18 protein-coding genes and 1 pseudogene are annotated in these 21,413 nt (G+C 73.6%); 10 read left to right on the plus strand and 9 right to left on the minus strand.

Features of this window, described 5'->3' with window-relative positions:
- Nucleotides 1–214, plus strand: a pseudogene (locus MNZ29_RS15215) (hypothetical protein); the annotation flags it as partial.
- 14 nt (nt 215–228) lie between these two features.
- Here the strand turns inward: MNZ29_RS15215 and MNZ29_RS15220 are convergent.
- Nucleotides 229–564: a hypothetical protein gene (locus MNZ29_RS15220; RefSeq protein ID WP_242339686.1), complete on the minus strand. Its 336-nt coding sequence runs from the start codon at nt 562–564 to the stop codon at nt 229–231.
- A 203-nt stretch (nt 565–767) separates the two neighbouring features.
- Here MNZ29_RS15220 and MNZ29_RS15225 point away from each other — a divergent pair, with 203 nt between their 5' ends.
- The gene (locus MNZ29_RS15225) at nt 768–1,214 is read left to right on the plus strand and encodes a CoA-binding protein (protein WP_242355731.1); all 447 of its coding nucleotides are present in this window, start codon (nt 768–770) and stop codon (nt 1,212–1,214) included.
- Nucleotides 1,215–1,248: 34 nt separating this feature from the next.
- Here MNZ29_RS15225 and MNZ29_RS15230 read toward each other — a convergent pair whose 3' ends face one another.
- The 3 genes from MNZ29_RS15230 to MNZ29_RS15240 all read right to left on the minus strand — a co-directional run bounded on the left by MNZ29_RS15230 (nt 1,249) and on the right by MNZ29_RS15240 (nt 4,528).
- The gene (locus MNZ29_RS15230) at nt 1,249–2,283 is read right to left on the minus strand and encodes a hypothetical protein (RefSeq protein ID WP_242355732.1); all 1,035 of its coding nucleotides are present in this window, start codon (nt 2,281–2,283) and stop codon (nt 1,249–1,251) included.
- A gap of 50 nt (nt 2,284–2,333) precedes the next feature.
- Nucleotides 2,334–4,076, minus strand: coding sequence for a GTPase HflX (gene hflX / locus MNZ29_RS15235; protein ID WP_242355734.1), 1,743 nt, complete (start codon nt 4,074–4,076; stop codon nt 2,334–2,336).
- Between the two features lie 143 nt (nt 4,077–4,219).
- Nucleotides 4,220–4,528, minus strand: coding sequence for an STAS domain-containing protein (locus tag MNZ29_RS15240; protein ID WP_242339678.1), 309 nt, complete (start codon nt 4,526–4,528; stop codon nt 4,220–4,222).
- Between the two features lie 245 nt (nt 4,529–4,773).
- Here MNZ29_RS15240 and MNZ29_RS15245 point away from each other — a divergent pair, with 245 nt between their 5' ends.
- The 3 genes from MNZ29_RS15245 (at nt 4,774) to MNZ29_RS15255 (ending at nt 7,374) form a co-directional block, all read left to right on the plus strand.
- Nucleotides 4,774–5,445: an HAD family hydrolase gene (locus MNZ29_RS15245; protein ID WP_242355736.1), complete on the plus strand. Its 672-nt coding sequence runs from the start codon at nt 4,774–4,776 to the stop codon at nt 5,443–5,445.
- 141 nt (nt 5,446–5,586) lie between these two features.
- The gene (locus MNZ29_RS15250) at nt 5,587–6,846 is read left to right on the plus strand and encodes an MFS transporter (protein WP_242339674.1); all 1,260 of its coding nucleotides are present in this window, start codon (nt 5,587–5,589) and stop codon (nt 6,844–6,846) included.
- 9 nt (nt 6,847–6,855) lie between these two features.
- The gene (locus MNZ29_RS15255; protein ID WP_242339671.1) at nt 6,856–7,374 is read left to right on the plus strand and encodes a 3'-5' exoribonuclease domain-containing protein; all 519 of its coding nucleotides are present in this window, start codon (nt 6,856–6,858) and stop codon (nt 7,372–7,374) included.
- 18 nt (nt 7,375–7,392) lie between these two features.
- Here the strand turns inward: MNZ29_RS15255 and MNZ29_RS15260 are convergent, their stop codons facing one another.
- A complete protein-coding gene (locus MNZ29_RS15260) occupies nt 7,393–8,661 on the minus strand; it encodes a hypothetical protein (RefSeq protein ID WP_242355738.1) in 1,269 nt (422 codons plus the stop codon).
- A 228-nt stretch (nt 8,662–8,889) separates the two neighbouring features.
- On the opposite strand from MNZ29_RS15260, the gene MNZ29_RS15265 reads away from it, so the two are divergent.
- From MNZ29_RS15265 to rsfS, 4 genes are all read left to right on the plus strand, one after another.
- The gene (locus tag MNZ29_RS15265) at nt 8,890–9,489 is read left to right on the plus strand and encodes a LysE family transporter (RefSeq protein ID WP_242355740.1); all 600 of its coding nucleotides are present in this window, start codon (nt 8,890–8,892) and stop codon (nt 9,487–9,489) included.
- Nucleotides 9,490–9,625: 136 nt separating this feature from the next.
- Nucleotides 9,626–10,759, plus strand: coding sequence for a glutamate 5-kinase (gene proB / locus MNZ29_RS15270; RefSeq protein WP_242355741.1), 1,134 nt, complete (start codon nt 9,626–9,628; stop codon nt 10,757–10,759).
- A 5-nt stretch (nt 10,760–10,764) separates the two neighbouring features.
- Nucleotides 10,765–12,051, plus strand: a complete 1,287-nt coding sequence (locus tag MNZ29_RS15275) for a glutamate-5-semialdehyde dehydrogenase (RefSeq protein ID WP_242355743.1) — start codon at nt 10,765–10,767, stop codon at nt 12,049–12,051.
- Nucleotides 12,052–12,059: 8 nt separating this feature from the next.
- Nucleotides 12,060–12,641, plus strand: coding sequence for a ribosome silencing factor (gene rsfS, locus MNZ29_RS15280; RefSeq protein WP_242355745.1), 582 nt, complete (start codon nt 12,060–12,062; stop codon nt 12,639–12,641).
- An 81-nt stretch (nt 12,642–12,722) separates the two neighbouring features.
- Here rsfS and MNZ29_RS15285 read toward each other — a convergent pair whose 3' ends face one another.
- The 3 genes from MNZ29_RS15285 to MNZ29_RS15295 form a co-directional block, all read right to left on the minus strand.
- On the minus strand, nt 12,723–14,060 hold the full coding sequence (locus MNZ29_RS15285; RefSeq protein WP_242355747.1) for a CxxxxCH/CxxCH domain-containing protein: 1,338 nt from the start codon (nt 14,058–14,060) through the stop codon (nt 12,723–12,725).
- 68 nt (nt 14,061–14,128) lie between these two features.
- Nucleotides 14,129–15,022: a DMT family transporter gene (locus tag MNZ29_RS15290; RefSeq protein WP_242339658.1), complete on the minus strand. Its 894-nt coding sequence runs from the start codon at nt 15,020–15,022 to the stop codon at nt 14,129–14,131.
- A gap of 82 nt (nt 15,023–15,104) precedes the next feature.
- Complete coding sequence (locus tag MNZ29_RS15295) at nt 15,105–16,163, minus strand: serine/threonine-protein kinase (RefSeq protein ID WP_242339656.1); 1,059 nt, start codon at nt 16,161–16,163, stop codon at nt 15,105–15,107.
- Between the two features lie 260 nt (nt 16,164–16,423).
- On the opposite strand from MNZ29_RS15295, the gene nifJ reads away from it, so the two are divergent.
- On the plus strand, nt 16,424–20,056 hold the full coding sequence (gene nifJ, locus MNZ29_RS15300; protein WP_242339654.1) for a pyruvate:ferredoxin (flavodoxin) oxidoreductase: 3,633 nt from the start codon (nt 16,424–16,426) through the stop codon (nt 20,054–20,056).
- Nucleotides 20,057–20,135: 79 nt separating this feature from the next.
- Here nifJ and MNZ29_RS15305 read toward each other — a convergent pair whose 3' ends face one another.
- Entirely contained in the window at nt 20,136–21,323 is a 1,188-nt protein-coding gene (locus tag MNZ29_RS15305; RefSeq protein ID WP_242355749.1) for an endonuclease/exonuclease/phosphatase family protein, read from the minus strand.
- Between the last annotated feature and the right edge of the window lie 90 nt (nt 21,324–21,413).

The following is a 21,413-nucleotide window of genomic DNA, read 5'->3' on the forward strand; positions in this document are numbered from 1 at the left end:
GGCCCGGCTCGGCGCGGCGCTCGCGGGTGCGGCCGCGGGCGAGGCGCTCCGGCGCGGACTCGTCGAGCGGTTCGACGAGGACTGGTGGCGGAACCCGCGGACCGCCGCGCACCTCGCCGGGCTCCTCGCGGCCGGGCGGCTCCCGGAGACGGAGGAGCCGCCGGCGCCCGTGCTGGCGGCGCGGCGGCTCGTGGAGAAGCTCGAGGGCCGGTGAGGGCCCGCGACGGGCTAGGCCTTCCTGCGGAGCGCGCGGACGATCTTCTCCTTCGTGCGCGACGGCACCGGGGTGGGCGCCGGCCTCGCGCGCCGCGCCTCGTGTGCGGCCCTGTGCTCCTTCCACCGCAGGTGCGCCTCGATCTCGTAGGCGAGCAGCTCGATCTCGAGGTCGGTGAGGCCCGCGCCCGCCTTCTCGAGCGGGGCGGCCCGGGGCGGCGCCGCGCCGAGGCGCATCCGGAGGACCTTCTCCTCCTCGGGCGCGAGCTCCTTCGCGGGGGAGCGCCGGAGCGCGGCCTGCGCCGTGCCCTCGGTGACCACCGCGACGCCGGGCTTCTTCTTCTTGTCCATGGAGGTCATGGTAGGCGCGCACTGCCCCCTGTCCATTTTTCGCGAGGCCCCTCGGCCGCAGGGCAGACGTGGGATCAAGCCCACGATATCGCACACGATTCTCCACCCCGACCCCGCGTGATTTCCAGGCGTTGGGGGTCCCGTTCGCGCCGTTGCGCGGCGCCCTCACGCCCGGCATGTTGTGCCCCCAACGGAGGAAGGGCATGGCCGACTGGCGCGACAACATCCTCGAGGACGAAGCGGCGATCCGCGCGCTCCTGCGGTCCACACGGCGGGTGGCCGTCCTCGGCATCAAGACCGAGGCGCAGGCGAGCCAGGCGGCCTTCTACGTCCCGAAGTACCTCGCCGACGTGGGCGTCGAGATCGTGCCGGTGCCGGTGTACTACCCGGAGGTCCGGGAGATCCTCGGCCGGCGCGTGTACCGGAAGGTCGCGGACGTGCCGGGGGAGCTCGACCTCGTGGACGTGTTCCGCCGGCCGAAGGACGTCCCGGCGCACGTCGACGACCTGCTCGAGAAGCGGCCGCGCGCCGTCTGGCTCCAGCTCGGCATCCGGAACGACGCCGCCGCCGAGCGGCTCGCCCGCGCGGGGATACAGGTCGTCCAGGACCGCTGTCTCATGGTCGACTGGAGGCGGCTCGTCGCCGGGTGAGGCGAGGGCGCGCCGGCGGGCGGGATCCGCGCGCCTACTGCTCGTCGTCGGCCGGCTCGGACCCGCCCGCCTCGGCCTCGGTCTTCTTCTTGAGCCCCGCGGCCTCGAGCGCCCCAGCCACCCCGGGCGGCTTGCGGACGTCGGGCAGGGGCGACTTCGGCGGCTGGATCGCGGCGGCCTTCTCGCCGAGCGACGTCACCTGCGCGAGGAGCTCCACGGTGGCGCGCACGCCGGGGGCGTCCTTCACGGTGAACGCGCCGGCGATCCGGACGCGCAGCGGGGCGCCGGTCTGGGCGTCGAGGAGGAGCTCGCCGTCGGCGGACTCCGGCACGCGGCCGTCGAGGAACTTGAACCGGACGGCGGTGTCGGGATCGGCCTTGCCGGCAGGCAGGGCGCGTGCCTTCGTCCCCGGCGCGGCGCCGGGCGCGAGCGCGAGCCGGTAGCGGCGCGCGGCGCGGCCGAGCACCGTCGCGTCCCCGGCGGGCTCGATGGCGAGGGCGCCGCCGTAGAGCGCCGCGAGCGCGCGGGCGACGTGGAAGCTGTCCTCGCGGAACCGCCGCGCGTCGCGGCCGTGATCGGTCGGGCGCTCACGGAACGGCGCGAACCGGGCCCGGGCGTAGGTCATCCCGCCCGCCCAGACGATCTGCTTGCCGGTGTCGGAGCCGGGTCCGAGCCCGGGATCGACGTCCGCCTCGACCTGGAACTCGCCGGTCGCGGCCTGGAGGATGCGGTGGCGCTCCAGGGCGTGGACCCTGGGCGGCGGCGGAGGAGGGGGCACGAACGGCGCCGGCTGGCCTTCCGCGGCGGGCGGCGGGGGCGGCGTGGGCTCGGCGGAGCCCTCGCTCGCGACCGTCCAGTCGACCGCGGCCGACCACTCGAACGAGCCGAGGGCCCGCGCGACGTCGTCCGCGGAGAGGGCGAGCGCCTCGCCCGGCTTCGAGAAGTCGAACGCGGTGTGCGCGGCGCGCTCGGCCTCGGCCTCGGCCTTGAGCCGCTCCTTCCCCTCGGAGCCGGAGCGGGAGCAGGCCGCGACGGCGGCGGCGAGGGCGAGGGCGAGCGTGCGGGTCATGCGGGCCGCGACTCTAGACCGGAAGGGACCGGAGGCGCCACGGCGCCTCCCTACGACACCCGGAGCAGGCGCGAGGGCACGAGCCGCCCCGGCGCGAGGGCGGTGCGCTGCGAGTCGCCGCCGGTCGCGGACGCGCTCGCCTCGACGTCCGCGAAGGCCACCCGGCCCTCGGCCCAGAGCAGGCGATCGCACAGGTGGAGGAGCTCAGCGAGCCCGTCGCGCGTCACCGCCGAGACCGGCACGCCCTCCTCGCGGTGCGCGAGCGCGGCGCCCTCGCCCGGCGGCAGCCGGTCGGTCTTGTTGAACACGAGCAGCCGCTGCTTCTCCTCGAGGCCGAGCGAGGCGAGGATCTTCTCGACCGCCGCGATCTGCTCCGGGTGCCGCGGGTCGGAGGCGTCCACGACGTGCAGCAGGAGGTCCGCGTCGGTGAGCTCCTCGAGCGTGGCGCGGAACGCGTTCACGAGATCGGGCGGCAGGTCGCGGATGAAGCCGACGGTGTCGGTGATGATGACCTCGCGGTCCCGCGGGAACCTGAGCCGGCGGCTCGTCGGGTCGAGCGTCGCGAAGAGCTTGTCCTCGGCGAGCACCGCCGAGTCGGTGAGCGCGTTGAGCAGCGTGGACTTGCCGGCGTTCGTGTAGCCCACGATGGAGAGCACCGGCAGGCCGCGGTCGTTCCGCTGCTTGCGGCGGAGCTGGCGGTTCGAGCCGAGCGCCTCGATGCGCCGCTCGAGCGCGGTGATCCGGTCGCGCACGCGGCGGCGGTCGATCTCGAGCTTCGTCTCGCCCGGGCCGCGCCCGCCGATGCCGCCGGCGAGCCGCGAGAGCGAGTCGTCGCGACCGACCAGGCGCGGGTAGAGGTACTTGAGCTGGGCGAGCTCGACCTGGAGCTTGCCGTCGGCGCTCTGCGCGCGCTGCGCGAAGATGTCGAGGATGAGCTGGGTGCGGTCGAGGATCTTGAGGCTCGTCGCCTCGGCGATGTGGCGCGCCTGCGACGGGGACAGCTCCGCGTCGAAGACGATCACCGTGGCCATGAGCTGCATCGAGCGCAGCACCACGTCCTCGAGCTTGCCCTTGCCGATGAGGTAGCGCGGGTCGGGATCGCGGCGGAGCTGGACGGTCGCGTCGATCACCTCGACCCCCGCGGTCCGCGCGAGCTCCTTCAGCTCCTCGAGCGACGACTCCGCGTCGGCGCGGGTGCGGCCCTTGCCGCCGAAGCCGACCAGGATCGCCCGCTCGCGCCCGCCCGTGCGGCGCACCGCGCGCGCCCGGGCGAACTCCTCCTCGAGCGCGAGCGCCCCGCCGAGCGCGTCGTAGGAGAGCTCGTGGACGCTCGCCGCCTCCTCGTCCTTCCACATCGCGCCCTGCGCGTTCTCCGGCACGAGGTGCGCGTAGTGCACCTTGCCCGGGAACCCGTCCTCGCGGACCTCGATCGCCGCGACGAGGTCGAGGCGCAGGAGCGCGAGGTCGGTGTGGTCGTCGCGCGTGAGCGGCTCGCCGTTGAGGTGCGTGTGCACGAGCCGCAGGCCGCGCAGGCGGCTCTCGCCGGCGCGGCCGCGCCCCACGTCGGGCAGCTCGAGCTTGCGGGCGTCGCCCACGATGACCGACTGGACGTCCCCCTTTCGGTCGAGGAGCACCCCGATCTGCCGGTTCGTCTCGTGCGACACCTCGGTGAGGTGGCGGGCGAGCTCCGGGGTCACGATCGAGCCGTCGTCGACGCGGCGGCGATAGGTGCGGCGGAGGGCGTGGAGCTGCGAGGGCTTGAGGCCGAGGGTGTTCCCTAGAACGTCTTGCATTTGCCGGCGTGCAGCATAGCCACGGGCGCGGCGCCGATCGAGCGGATCTGCCCGGTCGCGCCCTCAACCCCGAGCGGTCGCGAGCGGGGAGCCGCGAGGGCGAGGCCTCGCTTCGAGCGGCGCGACGCGCGGGCGGCCCCCCGTCAGGCCGCCTCGGTCTCCGCGCCCAGGTCCACTCCCGCGGTGTCGATGCGGAGGTAGCGCAGGAGCCGCAGGTGGTGCTGCCGGAGGCCGCGCACCACCACGTGGCGGGGGCGGGCGGCGAGTGCCTGGGCGAGGAAGGCCACCCCGAAGTCGTGGAACTCGCGCACGTGGGTGAGATCGAGGTGCACCGCCTCGTCCACGGCTCCCTCGGCGAGCGCGCGCGTGACGCGCTGGGCCGCGGGCACGTCGAAGACGCCCTCGAGCTGCAGGAGGCGCACGGGTCCCGCCGTCGGTCTGTTCGCGCTCATCTCTCTTTCCCCCCGCGGCACACGCCGCGAAGACGGGACGAGGTGGAAGATCCGTGCCGAGGGACGGCCTCGGGGCGGCGTACACGCTTCGTTCACGCAGATCCGCGTTCCGACTGACGATGCGCGCGGCGCATCACGGGGGGGATGCCTCGTTCGACCCTGTGTACGGGTCGCCCCAGGGTCGGGCTGCCGGAGCCGCGCGCAAGCGGGTGCCGCGCCGGCGGGCAACACCCACCTTCACGGACATGGCCCCTCCGGAGGCGGTGCTCTTCGACGTGGACGGGACGCTCGTGGACTCGGTCGACCTGCACGCGCAGGCGTGGCGGGAGGCGCTCCGGAGGTTCGGCAAGGACGTGCCGCTCGAGGAGGTGCGCAGGCAGATCGGCAAGGGCGGCGACCAGCTCATCCCGGTGTTCCTGTCGGAGGACGAGCGCGCGCGGGACGGCGAGGCGCTCGAGCGCTTCCGGGGCGAGCTGTGGAGGAGGGAGTACATGTCGCGCGTGAGGCCGCTCCCGGGCGCGGCGGAGCTCGTGCGGCGGGCGCACGACGCGGGGCTGCGCGTCGCGCTCGCCTCGAGCGGCAAGGAGGACGAGGTGGAGCACAACCGCCGGCTGCTCGGGATCGGCGCGCTGCTCGAGGGCGCGACGACCGCCGACGACGCGGAGCGGTCGAAGCCGCACCCGGACATCTTCGAGGCGGCGCTCGCGCGCGTGCACGCGCCGCCGGACCGCGCCATGGCGGTGGGGGACTCGCCCTGGGACGCGCTCGCCGCGCGCCGCGCCGGCCTCCGCACGATCGGGCTCCTCTCCGGCGGCTTCGACGAGCGGGAGCTCCGCGGCGCGGGCTGCATCGCCATCTACGCCGGGCCCGAGGAGCTGCTCGCGCGCTTCGACGCGTCGCCGCTCGCGCGCGGGTGAGCCGCGCCGCGGCCCCGCCGAGGCGCGCCGTGCCGGCGAGGTGCGGCGGCGCGCGAAGCAGCGCGTCATCGCGAGCGTACGACCTCCGCGGCGGCGCCGCCTCGACTCCGCCGGCGGACTCTGCTTCACTCGCCGGCCAGCATGGCGACCTTCGTCTCCCCCGAAGCCGAGGCGCCGACCGGCGCGCGCGCGGTCGTGAACGCCGCCGTGATCGTCGCGGCGCTCGGATACTTCGTCGACATCTACGACCTCATCCTCGTCTCGATCGTCCGCAAGCCGAGCCTCACCGCGCTGGGCGTCGCCCCCGAGCTGCTCCTCACCGAGGGGTTCTCGATCCTCAACTGGCAGATGGTGGGGATGCTCATCGGCGGGATCCTGTTCGGCGTGGTCGGCGACAAGCTCGGGCGGCTGCAGATCCTCTTCGGCTCGATCACGCTCTACTCGCTCGCGACGCTCGCGAACGGCTTCGTGCAGGACCTCGCCACCTACAAGCTCCTGCGCTTCGCGGCCGGGCTCGGGCTCGCCGGCGAGCTCGGCGCGGGCGTCACGCTCGTCTCCGAGATCCTGCCCGCCCGCCTGCGCGGCTACGGGACGATGATCGTCGCCTCGGTGGGGGTCTCGGGCGCGGTGGCGGGGAACCTCGTCGCGAAGTGGCTCGACTGGCGCTGGGCGTACCTCGTCGGCGGCGGGCTCGGCCTCGTGCTCCTCGTCCTGCGCATCAAGGTCCGCGAGTCGGGGATGTTCCGCCGCGCGGCGAAGGCGAAGGGCGTCTCGCGCGGCAACTTCCTCTCCCTCTTCACCGACGGGGAGCGGCTCACGCGCTACCTGGCGTCGATCCTCATCGCCGTGCCCATCTGGTTCGCGAACGCGATCCTGGTCCTCGGCGCGCCCGAGTTCGCCCAGGCGCTCGGCGTCACCGGGCCGGTGTCGGCGGGCGACGCGGTGGCGTTCTTCTACGGCGGGCTCGTCGCCGGCGATCTCGCGAGCGGGACGCTCTCCCAGGTGCTCCGGAGCCGGCGCAAGGTGGTGCTCCTCTTCCTCTCCCTCCTCGCGGGCGCGATCGCCGCCTACTTCCTCGCCGGCCGGGGCGCCTCCCCGGCGCGGTTCCTCGTGCTCTGCGGCCTGCTCGGAGTGACGAGCGGCTACTGGGCCATCTTCGTCACCGTCGCCGCCGAGCAGTTCGGCACGAACATCCGCGCCACCGTGGCGACGACCGTGCCGAACTTCGTCCGCGGCCTCGTCGTGGTGGTGACCTCGTCGTTCGTGTTCCTGCGCCCGTCCCTCGGCCTCCTCGGCGGGGCGCTCGCCGTGGGCGCGGTCTGGTTCACGCTGGCCCTCGTCTCCGCGCTCCGGCTGCGGGAGACGTTCGGGGTCGATCTCGACTACCTCGAGCGCGATTAGAGAGAGCCCATGTCGCTCTACGTGGTGGACGTCGAGGCGGACGGCCCGATCCCGGGGAAGTACTCGATGGTGTCGCTCGGCGCGGTGCTCGTCGAGCCGGGGCTCGGCCGGACGTTCTACGGGCGCACGCGCCCGATCTCCGATGCGTTCCTCCCCGAGGCGCTCGCCGTGTCGGCGACGACGCGCGAGGAGCACCTGCGCTACGACGAGCCGGGCGAGGTGATGGCGGCGTTCGAGCGCTGGATCCAGGAGACGACGCGCGGGAAGCCGGTCTTCTTCTCGGACAACCTCGCCTTCGACTGGCAGTTCGTGAACTGGTACTTCCACACCTACCTCTCCCGGAACCCCTTCGGCTGGAGCGGCCGGCGCATCGGCGACCTCTACTGCGGGATGGTGAAGGACGCGTACGCGCAGTGGAAGCACCTGCGCAAGACCGGGCACGACCACCACCCCGTGAACGACGCCAGGGGGAACGCCGAGGCGATCCTCGCCATGATCGAGATGGGGTTGAAGCTCCAGGCGCGGTGAAGCGCGCCGCCGCCGCGGCTAGAGCGCGGTCGCCGCGCGCGTCGCCGACAGCGTGCTCCAGGACGAGATCGTCGTCGTGGGCGGTATCGGCGTCGGGGTCGTGGACGCGGGCGCGAGCCGCGCGTCCACGGTGGACGGCTGGGCGCGCACGCTCCAGACGTACGCCGCGCCGGCCGGCACGTACAGGCCGAGCGCGGCGAGGTCCGGCACGGTGAAGGACTGCTCCGCCGTGGTGACGCGCACGTCGGCGGCGCCCGGCGTGCTGGACACGAGCGCGAGGACGTGGACGCCGGGCTCGCTCGACCACGCGAACCGCGTCCCTACCCCGAGGGTCGCGCCCTCCGCCGGCTCGAGGAGCACCGGCAGCGGATGCAGCGCGAGCTCGACCGGGCTCGCCGGCGACGTCCCCCCGGACCACGACGCCGTGGTGGTGCCGCCTCCCGCGGGGCTCGCGATGACGTACAGCATCGTCCGGAGGTCCGGGGCGGTCGGCATGAGGAACGTGCTCGCGCCCGGCGCGGCGCTGCCCGCGGCGTGCAGCCAGTAGATGGCCGGGGTCCCGAGCGCGAACCCCATCATGGCCTGGGGCGACACGCCGTCCGGCGCGGTCACGTTCACGGCGAGGGGGGCGGTCGGCAGCGGCGCGAGCGCGAGGGCGGAGACGTCGGTCGACGCGCCGATGCGCAGCGTGACGGAGTCCTGGCGCGCGAGCCAGAACGCGTCGGGCGCGCTCGACGTGCACGCGCCGGGGCACGCCCAGTACACGGCGGCGAGCGTGCCCGTCGCGACGTCGGTTCCGCCCAGGGTGGCGGAGTACGTGCCGGCCGTGCCGGGTGGCCGTGCCGTGCCCATCCAGCCCACGGTGCCCGCGGAGAACGTGAGCTGCCCGCTGCCCTCGTGGCCGGCGGGCGGGCACCCCGCGCCGCCGCAGTCGCCCGTGATCGTCGTCGTGAAGCCGGCGCCGAGGGGGGTCGTGTCCCCCGGGACGCCGAGCCGCACCTCGGGGCTGGCCCGCGTGACGCCCACGTAGAGCTCCACCTGTTCGCCCTTGATGACCGCGAGGTCGTAGGGCGAGCCGTCCACCAGGAGGGAGAAGGTGCCCTCCAGGTCAGTCGTCGTCGAGCGCCAGCCGCCCCCCGTCCGCGTCGCGACCCGGGCGCCCGCGACCGGCAGCCGGTCCGAGCCCAGCACCTTGCCGGTCACGCCGAACGGGCTGCTCGTCCCGCCATCGCCGCCGCTGCAGGCGGAGAGGAGCGCGGCGGCGAGGATGAGGACGGTGCGGCGCATGGTGCCTCCTCGATGAAGGAGAGGCACGACGCCTATCACGCGCCGTGCACGGCATCCACCCGGCGTCATCATGCGCGTCGGGGCATGTGGGGAACGGGCGGAGCCTCGGCGCGAGGTCCCGGCGTGTCGACGCGCGCCCGCGCGTGTCAGGGTGCGGCGCCCGGGGCGCGATCGCCTGGGGAGGAGCCGCCCTCGACGCCGCTCGCGCTTTCGTGTTTCCTCCGCGCCGTGACGCTCTTCCTCACCGGCGCGACGCTGGGGCTCTCCGCCGCCGCCCAGCCCGGGCCGTACCAGGCCTACCTCCTCGCGCAGTCGCTCCGGAACGGCGCCCTCCGCACGCTCCCGGTCGCGCTCGTGCCGTTCCTCTCGGATCCGGCGGTCATCGCGGTCGTCCTCCTCGTCCTCTCCCAGCTCCCCTCGGGGCTCCTGCGCGGCCTGCAGATCGTGGGCGGCGCCGTCGTCCTGTGGCTCGCGGTCGCGACGCTCCGGGCCGCGCGCGCCGGCGTCGTCGCGGAGGGGCGGGCGCCGCCCCGCGGGATCGTGCGCGCGACCCTCGTGAACCTCACGAACCCGAACGTTTGGATCTTCTGGAGCCTCGTGGGCGGCCCGCTGCTCGCCGAGGCGTGGCAGGCCGCTCCGGCGCGCGCCCTCGCCTTCCTCGCCGGCTTCTACCTCTTCCTCACCGGCGGGAACCTCGCCATCGTCGGCCTCGCGGGCGCGGCGAGCCGGCTCGGACCCCGCTTCACGCGGGCGCTCGGGGTCCTCTCCGGCGCCGTCCTGCTCGCCTTCGGCGCATGGCAGATCGGCCGCGGGCTCGCCGGGAGCTGACGCGAACCGCCGCCGGCGGATCCGCACCCGCGCCGTGCGCCCACTCCACCTTCGCGGGCGGCAAGGCGAGCGGCGCTGGCGCGCCGTGACCCGGCCGGTGCCGGGCGCGGGCCGGATGGGTTAGGCTCTCGCCCCCATGCGCAGCGCCCTCTCCCGCACGAAGCGGCTCGTGGTGAAGGTCGGCACCGGCACGCTCACCGATCCGAGCGGCCGGTTCGATCGAGAGAACTGCGCCCGGCTGGGCGCGGAGCTCGCGGCGCTCGCGCGCGATCACCGGGTGGTGCTCGTCTCGTCCGGCGCGGTGGCGCTCGGCGCGGAGCGGCTCGGGCTCGTCCGCACGAAGGGCAAGCCCTGGGACATCCCGACGAAGCAGGCCTGCGCCGCGGTGGGCCAGCCCCACCTCATGGCCGCCTGGGGCGACGCCCTCGGCGCGCACGGCCTCACCGTCGCGCAGGTGCTCCTCACCGCCGACGACCTCGCCTCGCGCAAGCGCTTCCTCAATGCGCGGCGCACCTTCGAGAAGCTCCTCGAGGCCGGCGTCGTGCCCGTCGTGAACGAGAACGACACCGTCGCCGTGGACGAGATCAAGGTGGGCGACAACGACACGCTCGCGGGGCTCGTCGCGGGGTGCGTGGAGGCCGGGCTCGTCGCGATGCTGACGGACGTGGAGGGGCTCTACGACCGGAACCCCGCCGAGCGGGGCGCGACGCTCCTCCACGACGTTCCCCGGGTGACGGCCGAGATCGAGCGGTACGCGGGCGGCGCCGGCAGCGAGCGCAGCGTCGGCGGGATGGCCACCAAGGTGAAGGCGGCGCGCCGGCTCGGCGCCCAGGGAGTCGTCACTGCCCTCCTCTCCGGGCGCCGGGACGGGGCGCTCGCGGCGCTCCTCGCGGGCGAGCCGGTGGGGACGGTGTTCGCGCGGGGCGCGGCCCGGCTCACCTCGCGGAAGGGCTGGCTCGCCGCCGCCGCCAAGGGCAAGGGCGTCATCGTGGTGGACCCGGGCGCGCGCCGGGCGCTCACCGAGCAGGGCCGCTCCCTCCTCCCGTCGGGGGTCCGGTCCGTCGAGGGCCAGTTCGGGGTAGGCGACCCGGTGGACATCGCGGTGGACCCGGCGAGGCCGTTCGCGCGCGGGCTCGCCGGCTACGCCGCGGAGGAGATCCGCAAGATCGCGGGGCTGAAGACGAGCGAGATCGAGCGGGCGCTCGGGTATAAGTACCTCGACGAGATCGTCCACCGGGACGATCTCGTCGTGCTCGAACCCCGGGAATGACGGCCATGAGACGACCCGCGAGCGAGGGGCTCGCTGCCGAGATGCGGCGGCTCGCGGAGGCGTCCCGCGACGCCGCGCGCGTGCTCGGCTGCGCGGAGACGCGCGCGAAGGACGCCGCGCTGCGCGCCGCCGCCGACGCCATCGGCCGGCGGCGGGCGGAGATCCTCGCCGCGAACGCCGAGGACCTCGCCGCCGCGCGCGCCGCGGGGCAGTCCGCCGCCTACCTCGACCGGCTCGCGCTCGACGACAGGCGGCTCGAGGAGATAGCCGGCGCGCTGCGCGAGGTCGCGGCCCTGCCCGACCCGGTGGGCGAGGTGACCGCGAGCTGGCGGCGCCCGAACGGCCTCTCGGTGAAGAAGGTCCGCATCCCGCTGGGCGTCGTGCTGATGGTGTACGAGGCGCGGCCGAACGTGACGGTGGACGCGGCGGCGCTCTGCGTGAAGAGCGGCAACGCCGCCATCCTGCGGCCCGGCTCGGACGCGCTCCGCTCGTCGCTCGCGCTCCAGGCCGCCTTCGCGGAGGGGCTCGCCGCGGCGGGCCTGCCGGCGGCGAGCGCCCAGGTCGTGCCCACCGCCGACCGCGAGGCGACCTTCGAGCTGCTGAAGCTCGACGATCTCATCGACCTCGCCATCCCGCGCGGCGGCCCGTCGCTCATCCGCGCCGTCGCGGAGCGGTCGCGCGTGCCGGTGGTGAAGCACTACCAGGGCGTCTGCCACCTCTACCTCGACGAGAGCGCACCGCTCGAGCAGGCGAAGGACCTCGCGCTGAACGGCAAGGTGCAGCGCCCCGCCGTGTGCAACGCGACCGAGTGCCTCCTCGTGCACCGCGAGGCGGCCGCGCGACTCCTCCCCGGGGTGGGGCGCGCCCTCGCCGACGCCGGCGTCGAGCTCCGCTGCTGCCCGACCTCGCTCACGATCCTCGCCCGCGCGGGCGTCCCCGCGGTGGCCGCCGCGCCCGACGACTTCGGCAAGGAGTTCTCGGACAAGATCCTGGCGGTGCGCGTGGTCCACGATCTCGACGGCGCGCTCGATCACATCGCCCGCTACGGCTCGCTCCACACCGAGGCGATCCTCACGCGGGACCTCGCGAGCGCGCGCCGCTTCGAGCGCGAGGTGACGGCGAGCGCGGTCATGGTGAACGCCTCGACCCGGTTCAACGACGGCGGCGAGCTCGGCCTGGGAGCCGAGATCGGAATCTCAACGACGAAGCTCCACGCGTTCGGCCCCATGGGCCTCTCCGAGCTGACCACCCAGAAGTACGTGGTGGAAGGCGACGGACACGTGCGGAGCTAGGGGAAAGAATGGCGATCAAGAAGAAGGCGATTGCGAAGAAGGCGACGAGGAAGACGACCGCGAAGTCCGGAAAGGCGCCCGCGCGCGGCGGGAGGCAGTCCGCGCGGGGCGGGAAGATCCCGGCGAAGCGGCGGCGCGTCCCCGCGCCGGCGTCGCAGGCGCAGAAGCGGACCCCGCGCGCGCCGAAGCGGGCCGCCGCCGCCGGGCTCCCTTCCGCCGCCGCCGAGGCCGCCGCGCCGATGCCCGACGTCGCCCGCCCGACCGCGCTCGCGATCGCCCAGGCCGGCCTCGACAAGAAGGCCGAGGACGTGACGGTGCTCGACGTCCGCGGCCTCACGAGCTACGCGGACTACTTCGTCGTCATGACGGCCGACTCGGACCGGCAGGCCTCCGCCATCGCCGACCACGTCGAGCAGACCATGAAGCAGCAGGGCGTCTCCAAGGTCGGCGTCGAGGGCTACGAGACCGGCCGCTGGATCCTCGTCGACTACGGCGACGTGGTCGCGCACGTGATGAGCCGCGACTCGCGCGGCTTCTACGACATCGAGGGACTCTGGGCGGACGCGCCGCGCTTCACCGTGGAGGCCTGAGGCCTCCGCCGCTCCACGGATCTCACCAGCGAAGCGAGCTCGGCGGGGCGACGCCGCCCCGCGGGGCAGGGCGGCCGTGGATCAGAAGCGCGGGTGGCAGTAGTTGCAGGCCCAGTAGAACTCGTACGCGTCGCCCCAGCGCAGCGGCTTGACGCTGCCCGCGTCGGCGTACGCCTGCCGCTCGAGGTGGCAGCCCACGTTGGAGCAGGTGCGGGTGGCCGGGTCGTAGCTCGCGTGCTCGAGCGAGACGGCGAGCACGCTCGTCCCGTCGGACGCCTTGCGCACCTCCGTGCCCGGCGGGAGCGCCGCGGCGTCGACCCGCACGTTGAAGGGCCACACGTAGTACGGCGCGATCGGTCCCGGCGGCGTGAGCAGCGGGAGCCCGGTGCCGGGGTAGTACGAGGGCAGCGTCGGGCGGGGATCGAACACCACGTCGGCCCGGCCGTTCACGTGGCGGAGCGGGAGCACCTTGCCCGAGCCCATGCGCGCGCGCGCGCCGTCGTGGCAGGTCGCGCACTGCGACGACTGCCAGTCCAGGGATTCCTTGCGCGTCGGGTCGGCCTCGGGCACGTCGAGCGCGTAGCTGCCCCGGGTGTCGAGGTAGTAGAAGCCGCCCCCCTTCACGTTGGCGGGGTCCACCGTGTCGAAGTGGCAGGTCTGGCAGGTGATGGGCGCGGCCGCGCTCTCGCCCGCCCAGCCGAGGCCCCCGCCGTGCTTCGAGCCCGACGGGTGCCACGCGCCGGGCAGGCCCGCGTAGTGGCCCCACTCCCAGCCGTCGCCGGCGAGCTGCAGGTGCGAGTTGGGCGCGGCGCTCGCCGAGCCGGCGGAGCGATAGCGGGGCGGGTTCCCGTGGCAGCCGTCGCAGCCGAGCGCGCCGGGCGCCGCGGTCCAGGCGGGCGTCGTGCGGTAGTCGAGCGGCGCGTCGGGCGCGGCGAGGCCGCTCGAGTGGCAGTAGACGCCGCTGCACGTCCCCGTCGCAGGATCCCAGGCCGCCTGCGGCGCGTTGCGGCGCTTGATGGCGTCGCCCGCGACCGGCTGTGGCGGCGGGGTGAGCACGACGTCCGGCAGCCCGTCGTTCCCGAGGTCGGCCTCGTGCGCCGCCGGATCGAGCGGGTGGCAGTGGCCGCACCCGAAGGCGTAGCGCGTGCCGCCCGTCGCCACGTCCTCGAGGATGCGCAGGTCGCCGTAGACGAGCGCGTCTGCGCCGACCATCATCGCGTGCGCGAGGTGGGCGCCCGTCGCCGGAGGGGCGCCGTGGCAGGAGTCGCAGGCGCCAGTCGAGACGGGCGGCGGCTCGCCGGGGGGCGGCGGCGCCCGGGTCGGCCCGATGGGCGCACGGGAGTCGCACGCGCTCCCGAGGAGCAGCGCGAGCGCGAGCGCGCGCGCGCGCAGCGCGTCCTTCAACGAGATGCGCGCCATCGATCCTCCCAGAGACTTCCCCCGCCGGGATCCTCGGGGAATCGCGCCGCTCGCGCCAGTTTTCGCCGTCAGGCGTCCGCGGCCGCCGGCGCGTCGCGCGTGGCGAGCGCCGCCGCGGCGAGCACCATGGCGCCGCCGAGCGCGAGGTTCCAGCCGACGGCCTCGCGGAGCAGGACCGCGCCCAGGGTGACCGCCACGGTGGTGTCGAGGAGCGGGAGCGCGCCGATGGCGGCGATGGGCACGCGCGGCACGAGCCAGTAGAGCCCGATGTAGGTGAGGGCCGTCCCGAACACCGCGAGGTAGGCGAGCGCGCCCAGCGCGGCAGGCGTGTACTCCGCGGGCCGGCCGTGCTCGAGCGCCAGCGCCGCGGCGAGGAGCACGACGGCGCCCACGAGCGTCTGGCCCGCCGTCATGGCGAGCGGCGAGACGGCGAGGAGGTGGCGCCGCACGAGGACGTTCGCGAGCGCGACGACGATGGAGGCGCAGAGGATGAGCGCGCCCCCGAGCGCGAGCCGGCCCGAGCTCTGGAGCGAGCCGAGGTGAGGCGCCTGGAGGACGGCGATGCCCGCGACGCCGAGGGCGGCGGAGGCGAGCTTCGTCGGCGTGAGCCGCTCGCCGGGGAGGAAGACCCGCGCGAGGAGCGCGATCCAGACCGGGAAGCTCGCGAAGAGCAGCGCGGCGAGGCCCGAGGGGACCCACTGCTGCGCGACGAACATGAGCCCGTAGGGGAGGGCGATCTGGAAGATCCCCACGAGCGCGATGCGGGGCCCCGCCTCGCCGACGAGCACGCGCCAGGCCCCGCCGCGCAGCGCGAACGGCGCGAGGAGCGCCGCCGCGAGCGCCATCCGCACGCCCGCGAAGCGCAGCGGCGGCAGGTGCTCGAGCCCGACGCGGATGACCGACCAGGTCGAGCCCCACAGGAACGCGATGGCGACGTAGACGAGGACGATGCGGGCGCGCACGGGGGCGCATCCTATAGCGCCGCCGCCTCGAGGTGCTCTCGCGCCGGAGCCCGGCTCGCGCGAGCGGGCCGTCACGGCGCCGCTAGATCCTCACGAACCACGCCGCGAGCGCGGCGGCGAGCGCGAGCACGAGCGCGAGCCCTACCCGGAACGGCGCGCGGTGGCGGATGGGGAACTCGGCGGCGGTGGCGGAGCCGCGCACGTCGGCGACGCGCGTCGCGCGGAGCGTGGAGAGATCGACCTTCGAGAGCGCGACCTCCTCGGTCGCGTAGCCGCGGTTCGCGAGCAGCGCCACGAGGCGCGCGCGGGGGTGGAGCTTGCGGCCGACGAGGCGCGCGGCGGTCGCGTCGAGCACGCGGGCGAGGGCTGCGGCGGAGGAGATGCGCGCCGCGGGCCTCCTCGAGAGGCAGCGCTCGATGGCGTGCGCGAGCCGGCGCGGGCAGTCGGGCGCGAGCGCGCGGACCTTCTTGAAGCGGCCGCGCGAGATGGCGGCGAACAGCTCCTCGGCGTTCTTGCCGCGGAACGGCTTCTCGCCGGTGACGAGCTCGTAGAGCGTCACCCCGAGCGCCCACACGTCGGCGCCCGGCCCCTCCTCCTCGCCGGCGAGCACCTCGGGCGCCATGTACGAAGGGCTGCCCACCAGCATGCCGGCCTTGGTGAGCGACAGATCGTCGGCGCCCTTCGCGATGCCGAAGTCCATGAGCTTCACCTCGCCGTCGCGAGAGACCATCACGTTCGCGGGCTTCACGTCGCGGTGGAGGAGCCCGTTGAAGTGGACGTAGTCGAGCGCGTCGGCGATCCGCGCCCCGACCACGGCCACGCAGTCGGCGGGGAGCGCGCCGCCCGTCGCGAGGACGCGGGCGAGGTCGGCCCCGTCGACGAGATCGGTCACGAGGTAGAGGCCCTCGTCCTTCTCCACGAGGTCGTGGACGCCGACGATGGCCTCGTGCCGGAGGCGGGCGTAGGCCCGCCCTTCTCGACGGAACCGCTCCACTATCTCCTTGGAGCGCGCGAGCTTGGTGTCGAGCGCCTTCACGGCCACGGGGCGCTCGAGGCCGTCCTGGTGGGCCTCGTAGACGACGCCCATGCCGCCACGCCCGATTTCTCGGACGATCCGGCTCGTACCGACCTTGCGCACCATGGCCGGCCAGCTTGCGACGGCTGCAACCCGGCGTGCAAGCGGGCGGCTGCGCGTGGATGTGGGAGTCCGCATGATCCGAATGCGGAGCGATCCGGTCCTGGAAGAACGCCGAGGGCCCCCGGGGTTGTCGGAGGGGTCGGTCGATCTGCTACAGTTCTCGGGCTCCAGCGGCCCCACTCGACCAGTAGTCAATCCCGCTCGGCTGTTCCGCGGCGTAAACGCGCGCGCGGCGGCGCGCACGTCCCGAGGAGGCATTACCGATGGCGAACAGGCGCATGGTGACCATGGACGGCAACGAGGCCGTCGCCTCGGTCGCCCACCGGATCAACGAGGTGATCGCGATCTACCCGATCACCCCCTCCTCCAACATGGGCGAGTGGGCGGACGAGTGGTCGGCCAAGGGACGGAAGAACATCTGGGGCACCATCCCCTCCGTCTCCGAGATGCAGTCGGAGGGCGGCGCGGCCGGCGCGGTGCACGGCGCGCTGCAGGCGGGAGCGCTCACGACGACCTTCACGGCGTCGCAGGGCCTGCTCCTCATGATCCCGAACATGTACAAGATCGCGGGCGAGCTCACCGCGTTCTGCATGCACGTCAGCGCGCGCACGCTCGCGACGCACGCGCTCTCGATCTTCGGCGACCACTCCGACGTGATGGCGGTCCGCCAGACGGGCTTCGGGCTGCTCTCCTCGGCGTCGGTGCAGGAGGCGCACGACTTCGCGGCCATCGCGCAGCGCGCCTCGCTCTTCTCGCGCATCCCGTTCCTCCACTTCTTCGACGGCTTCCGCACCTCGCACGAGGTCGCGAAGATGGAGGAGCTCACCGACGACGACCTCCGCCAGATGATCCCGGAGGAGCTCGTCGCCGCCCACCGGTCCCGGGCGCTCACGCCCGACAAGCCGAGCGTGCGCGGCACGGCCCAGAACCCCGACGCGTTCTTCCAGGCGCGCGAGGCGTGCAACCCGTTCTACGCCGAGGCCGCCGAGCACGTGCAGGAGGCGATGAACGCGTTCGGCAAGCTCACCGGCCGCAACTACAAGCTCTTCGAGTACGTCGGCCACCCTGAGGCGGAGCGCGTGGTCGTCGCGATGGGCTCCGCCTGCGAGACGATCGAGGAGACCGTCGAGCACCTCGTCGCGAAGGGCGAGAAGGTCGGCCTCGTGAAGGTCCGGCTCTACCGGCCCTTCGATCTCGGGGCGTTCATGACGGCCTTCCCGCGGACCGTGCACCACATCGCGGTGCTCGATCGCACGAAGGAGCCGGGCGCGCTCGGCGAGCCGCTCTACCAGGACGTCGTCACCGCGCTGCGCGAGGCGGAGCAGGCGCACATCGACCGCTTCCACCACCAGCTCACCGTCATCGGCGGCCGCTACGGCCTCTCCTCCAAGGAGTTCACGCCCGGGATGGTGAAGGCGGTCTACGACGAGCTCGGGAAGCCGCGGCCGAAGCGCCACTTCACCATCGGCATCAACGACGACATCAGCAACACGTCGCTCAAGTACGACTCCGCCTTCGACACCGAGCCCGCCGGCGTCGTGCGCGCGCTCTTCTACGGCCTCGGCGCGGACGGCACGGTCGGCGCGAACAAGAACTCCATCAAGATCATCGGCGAGGACACGCCCAACTTCGCGCAGGGCTACTTCGTCTACGACTCGAAGAAGTCCGGCTCGGTGACGATCTCGCACCTGCGCTTCGGGCCGAAGCCGATCCGCTCCGCGTACCTCATCTCGAAGGCGAACTTCGTCGCCTGCCACCAGTTCGGCTTCCTCGAGAAGTACGACATGGTCGAGGCGGCGGCGCCCGGCGCGACCTTCCTCCTCAACTCGCACTACGGGCCCGACGAGGTCTGGGACCACCTGCCGGCCGAGGTGCAGGACGAGATCCTGCGGAAGAAGCTCAAGGTCTTCGTCATCGACGCGTACAAGGTCGCGCGCGAGACGGGCATGGGGGTGCGCATCAACACCATCATGCAGACCTGCTTCTTCGCGATCTCGGGCGTGCTCCCGCGCGACGAGGCGATCGGGCACATCAAGAAGACGATCGAGAAGACCTACGCGCGCAAGGGGCCGGAGGTCGTCCAGAAGAACTTCGCCGCGGTGGACCACACCCTCGCCCACCTCTTCGAGGTGAGCACCGCGAACCGCAAGGTGAGCGGGACGCCGCGCCCGCCTGCGGTCGCCGAGGTGGCGCCGGACTTCGTGAAGCGCGTCACGGCGCTCATGCTCGCCGGCAAGGGGGACCAGCTCCCGGTGTCGGCCTTCCCGGTGGACGGCACCTGGCCGACCGGGACGTCCAAGTGGGAGAAGCGCTCGATCGCGCTCGAGCTGCCGGTGTGGGAGCCGAGCCTCTGCATCCAGTGCAACAAGTGCGCGCTCATCTGCCCGCACGCGGCGATCCGCCCGAAGTTCTTCGCGCCCGAGGTGCTCGCCTCCGCGCCGAAGACCTTCGTGACGATGGACTTCAAGTCGCCGGAGGTGAAGGGGAACAAGTACGCGCTCCAGGTCGCCCCGGACGACTGCACCGGCTGCTCGCTGTGCGTGGAGATCTGCCCGGCCGAGTCGAAGACCGAGAAGGGCAAGAAGGCGATCAACATGACGGACGCCAATCCGCTCAAGGAGAAGGAGCGGACGAACTGGGCGTTCTTCCTGTCCATCCCCGAGGCGGACCGCACCCGCGTGAAGCTCGACGTGAAGGGGACGCAGTTCCTCCAGCCGCTCTTCGAGTTCTCCGGCGCCTGCACCGGCTGCGGCGAGACCCCGTACCTGAAGCTCCTCACGCAGCTCTACGGTGACCGCGCCATCATCGCGAACGCCACGGGCTGCTCCTCCATCTTCGGCGCGAACCTGCCGACGACGCCGTACACGCAGGACGAGGCGGGCCGCGGTCCGGCCTGGGCGAACTCGCTCTTCGAGGACAACGCCGAGTTCGGCTTCGGCATGCGGCTCGCCATCGACAAGCAGGCCGAGCACGCGAAGGAGCTCCTCGGGAAGATGGGCACCGCCGTGGGCGACGGGCTCGTCGAGGAGATCCTGAAGGCCGAGCAGGGCGACGAGGCCGCGATCGGGAAGCAGCGCGAGCGCGTGAAGCTCCTCAAGCAGAAGCTCGCGAAGCTCGACACCTTCGAGGCGCGCTGGCTCTCGAAGATCGCCGACTACCTCGTCCGCAAGTCGGTCTGGATCGTCGGCGGCGACGGCTGGGCGTACGACATCGGGTACGGCGGCCTCGACCACGTCATCGCGCAGGGCCGCGACGTGAACATCCTCGTGCTCGACACGGAGGTGTACTCGAACACCGGCGGCCAGGCGTCGAAGGCGACGCCCATGGGCGCCGCGGCGAAGTTCGCGGTGGCCGGCAAGACCCTGCCGAAGAAGGACCTCGCCATGCTCGCCATGAGCTACGGCCACCCCTACGTCGCGCGGGTCGCGCTCGGCGCCAAGGACGCGCAGACGGTGAACGCGTTCAAGGAGGCGGACAGCTACACCGGCACCTCCGTCATCGTCGCCTACTCGCACTGCATCGCGCACGGGTACGAGATGTCCGAGGCGCTCGGGCAGCAGGAGAAGGCGGTCGAGTCCGGCTACTGGCCGCTCTTCCGCTACGATCCGCGGCGCGTGGCCCAGGGGGAGAGCCCGCTCAAGCTCGACAGCCCCGCGCCGAAGATCGACCTCGCCCGGTTCGTCGAGAACGAGACCCGCTTCCGGCAGGTCGAGGCGGCGAACCCCGAGGGCTTCGCGAAGATGCTCGCGCAGGCGCAGAAGGACGTCCGCGAGCGCTACGCGCTCTACGAGCAGCTCGCCCGCGCGATGAACCCGGCGAACCTCGTTCCCGGCGCCGCCGCCGCGACCCCGGCCGCCGCCCCGGGGAAGCCGCCGCCGCCCAAGGCGCGCGCATAGCCTCGAGGAGCCGCGCGAAGACACGACGGGCCCGATCCGCTCCGGCGGGTCGGGCCCGTCTTCTCTCCGGGGGCGCGCGCTACTTCAGCGTCGCGAAGCGCGCGTCCAGGAGCTCGACCTCCGCGACCACCCCCGCGTGATCGCTCGGCCACAGCGCGACGTCCTCCGACACCACGACGCGATCCTCCGAAGCCTCGCCCACCACCTCCGCGGAGCGCGGCACCACCGGACCGCGGAAGAGCACGTAGTCGATGCGCTCGTCGAGGTCGATCGCCGGTATGGAGAGCACCTCGGGGTAGGGGCTCGTGAAGCCCGCGTCGTCGGGGTTCACGACGGGCCACACGTCCGTGAATCCCGCGTCCGCGAGCGCCGCGGCGCCTTCCGTCCCGGGCAGCGAGTTCAGATCGCCGGCGAGGATGACCCGCGAGGTCCCCGCGGACGACGCCTCGGCGAGCTCCGTCGCCTGCGCGACGCGAACGGTCGGGTCGTAGGCCTCGAGGTGCGTGTTCACGAACCGCAGCCGCTCCCCGCGGTACTCCACCTCCACGCTCGTCCAGCCGCGGAGGATCGCGAGGGGCTGCCCGAGCACGTCGAAGTGGACGAGCTCCGGGCAGGCCGGATCGGCGGCGCAGGAGTCCGGACCGTAGACGTCCGAGCGCGGGTCCGACACGTGCAGCCCGGGCTCGTCGGCGCGGGTGAGGATCACGTCGCGATCGGTGATGGCGACCGTCTCGCCGGTCGCGATGGGCACCGCGAGGCTGGTGAGGGGGAGGACGACGGCGGGCGCGTACGAGAGGCCGCGCTCCGCGAGCTTGTCGAGGAGCACCTCGAGGTAGTCGAAGCGTACCGCGAAGTCCGCGGAGCCGGCCGGCGCCTTCTGCCAGAGGGTGACCTCCTGCAGCGCGACCAGATCCGGCGAGGTGGCGGCGATCTCGTCGGCGATCCCGTCGAACCGGGCGAGGACGTCGTCGGACCCGTAGCCGCGGTCGTTCGCCTCGACCGTCGTCCAGATCGTGGTCGCGGCGGTGACCAGCTCCGGAACGGACTGCGCGGCGAGGGCGGGCCCGAGCTCGGCGCCGAGGTAGAGGTTCCGCGTCATGACCGTGAGCTGCTTGTTCCCGCCGGCGTTGCCGGGATCGACGGCGGACGCGCTGATCGCGCCCGAGGAGGAGGAGAGGGTGGGCGCGGCGGCCGGGCCGCAGGCGGCGAGCGCCGCCGCTGCGAGCAGCGCGAAGAGGGAGGACGGCGCGACCTTCGAGAGGGCCATGGCGCACCTCGGGCCAGGGTTGGCGGAGAGTGCGGGGAGCCTAGCGCGGCCTGCTCGCCCGGACGCCGGGCCGGGAGGGACGCCCCATCG

This window comes from Anaeromyxobacter sp. SG64 (assembly GCF_022690745.1).
Taxonomy (GTDB): Bacteria; Myxococcota; Myxococcia; order Myxococcales; family Anaeromyxobacteraceae; genus Anaeromyxobacter; species Anaeromyxobacter soli.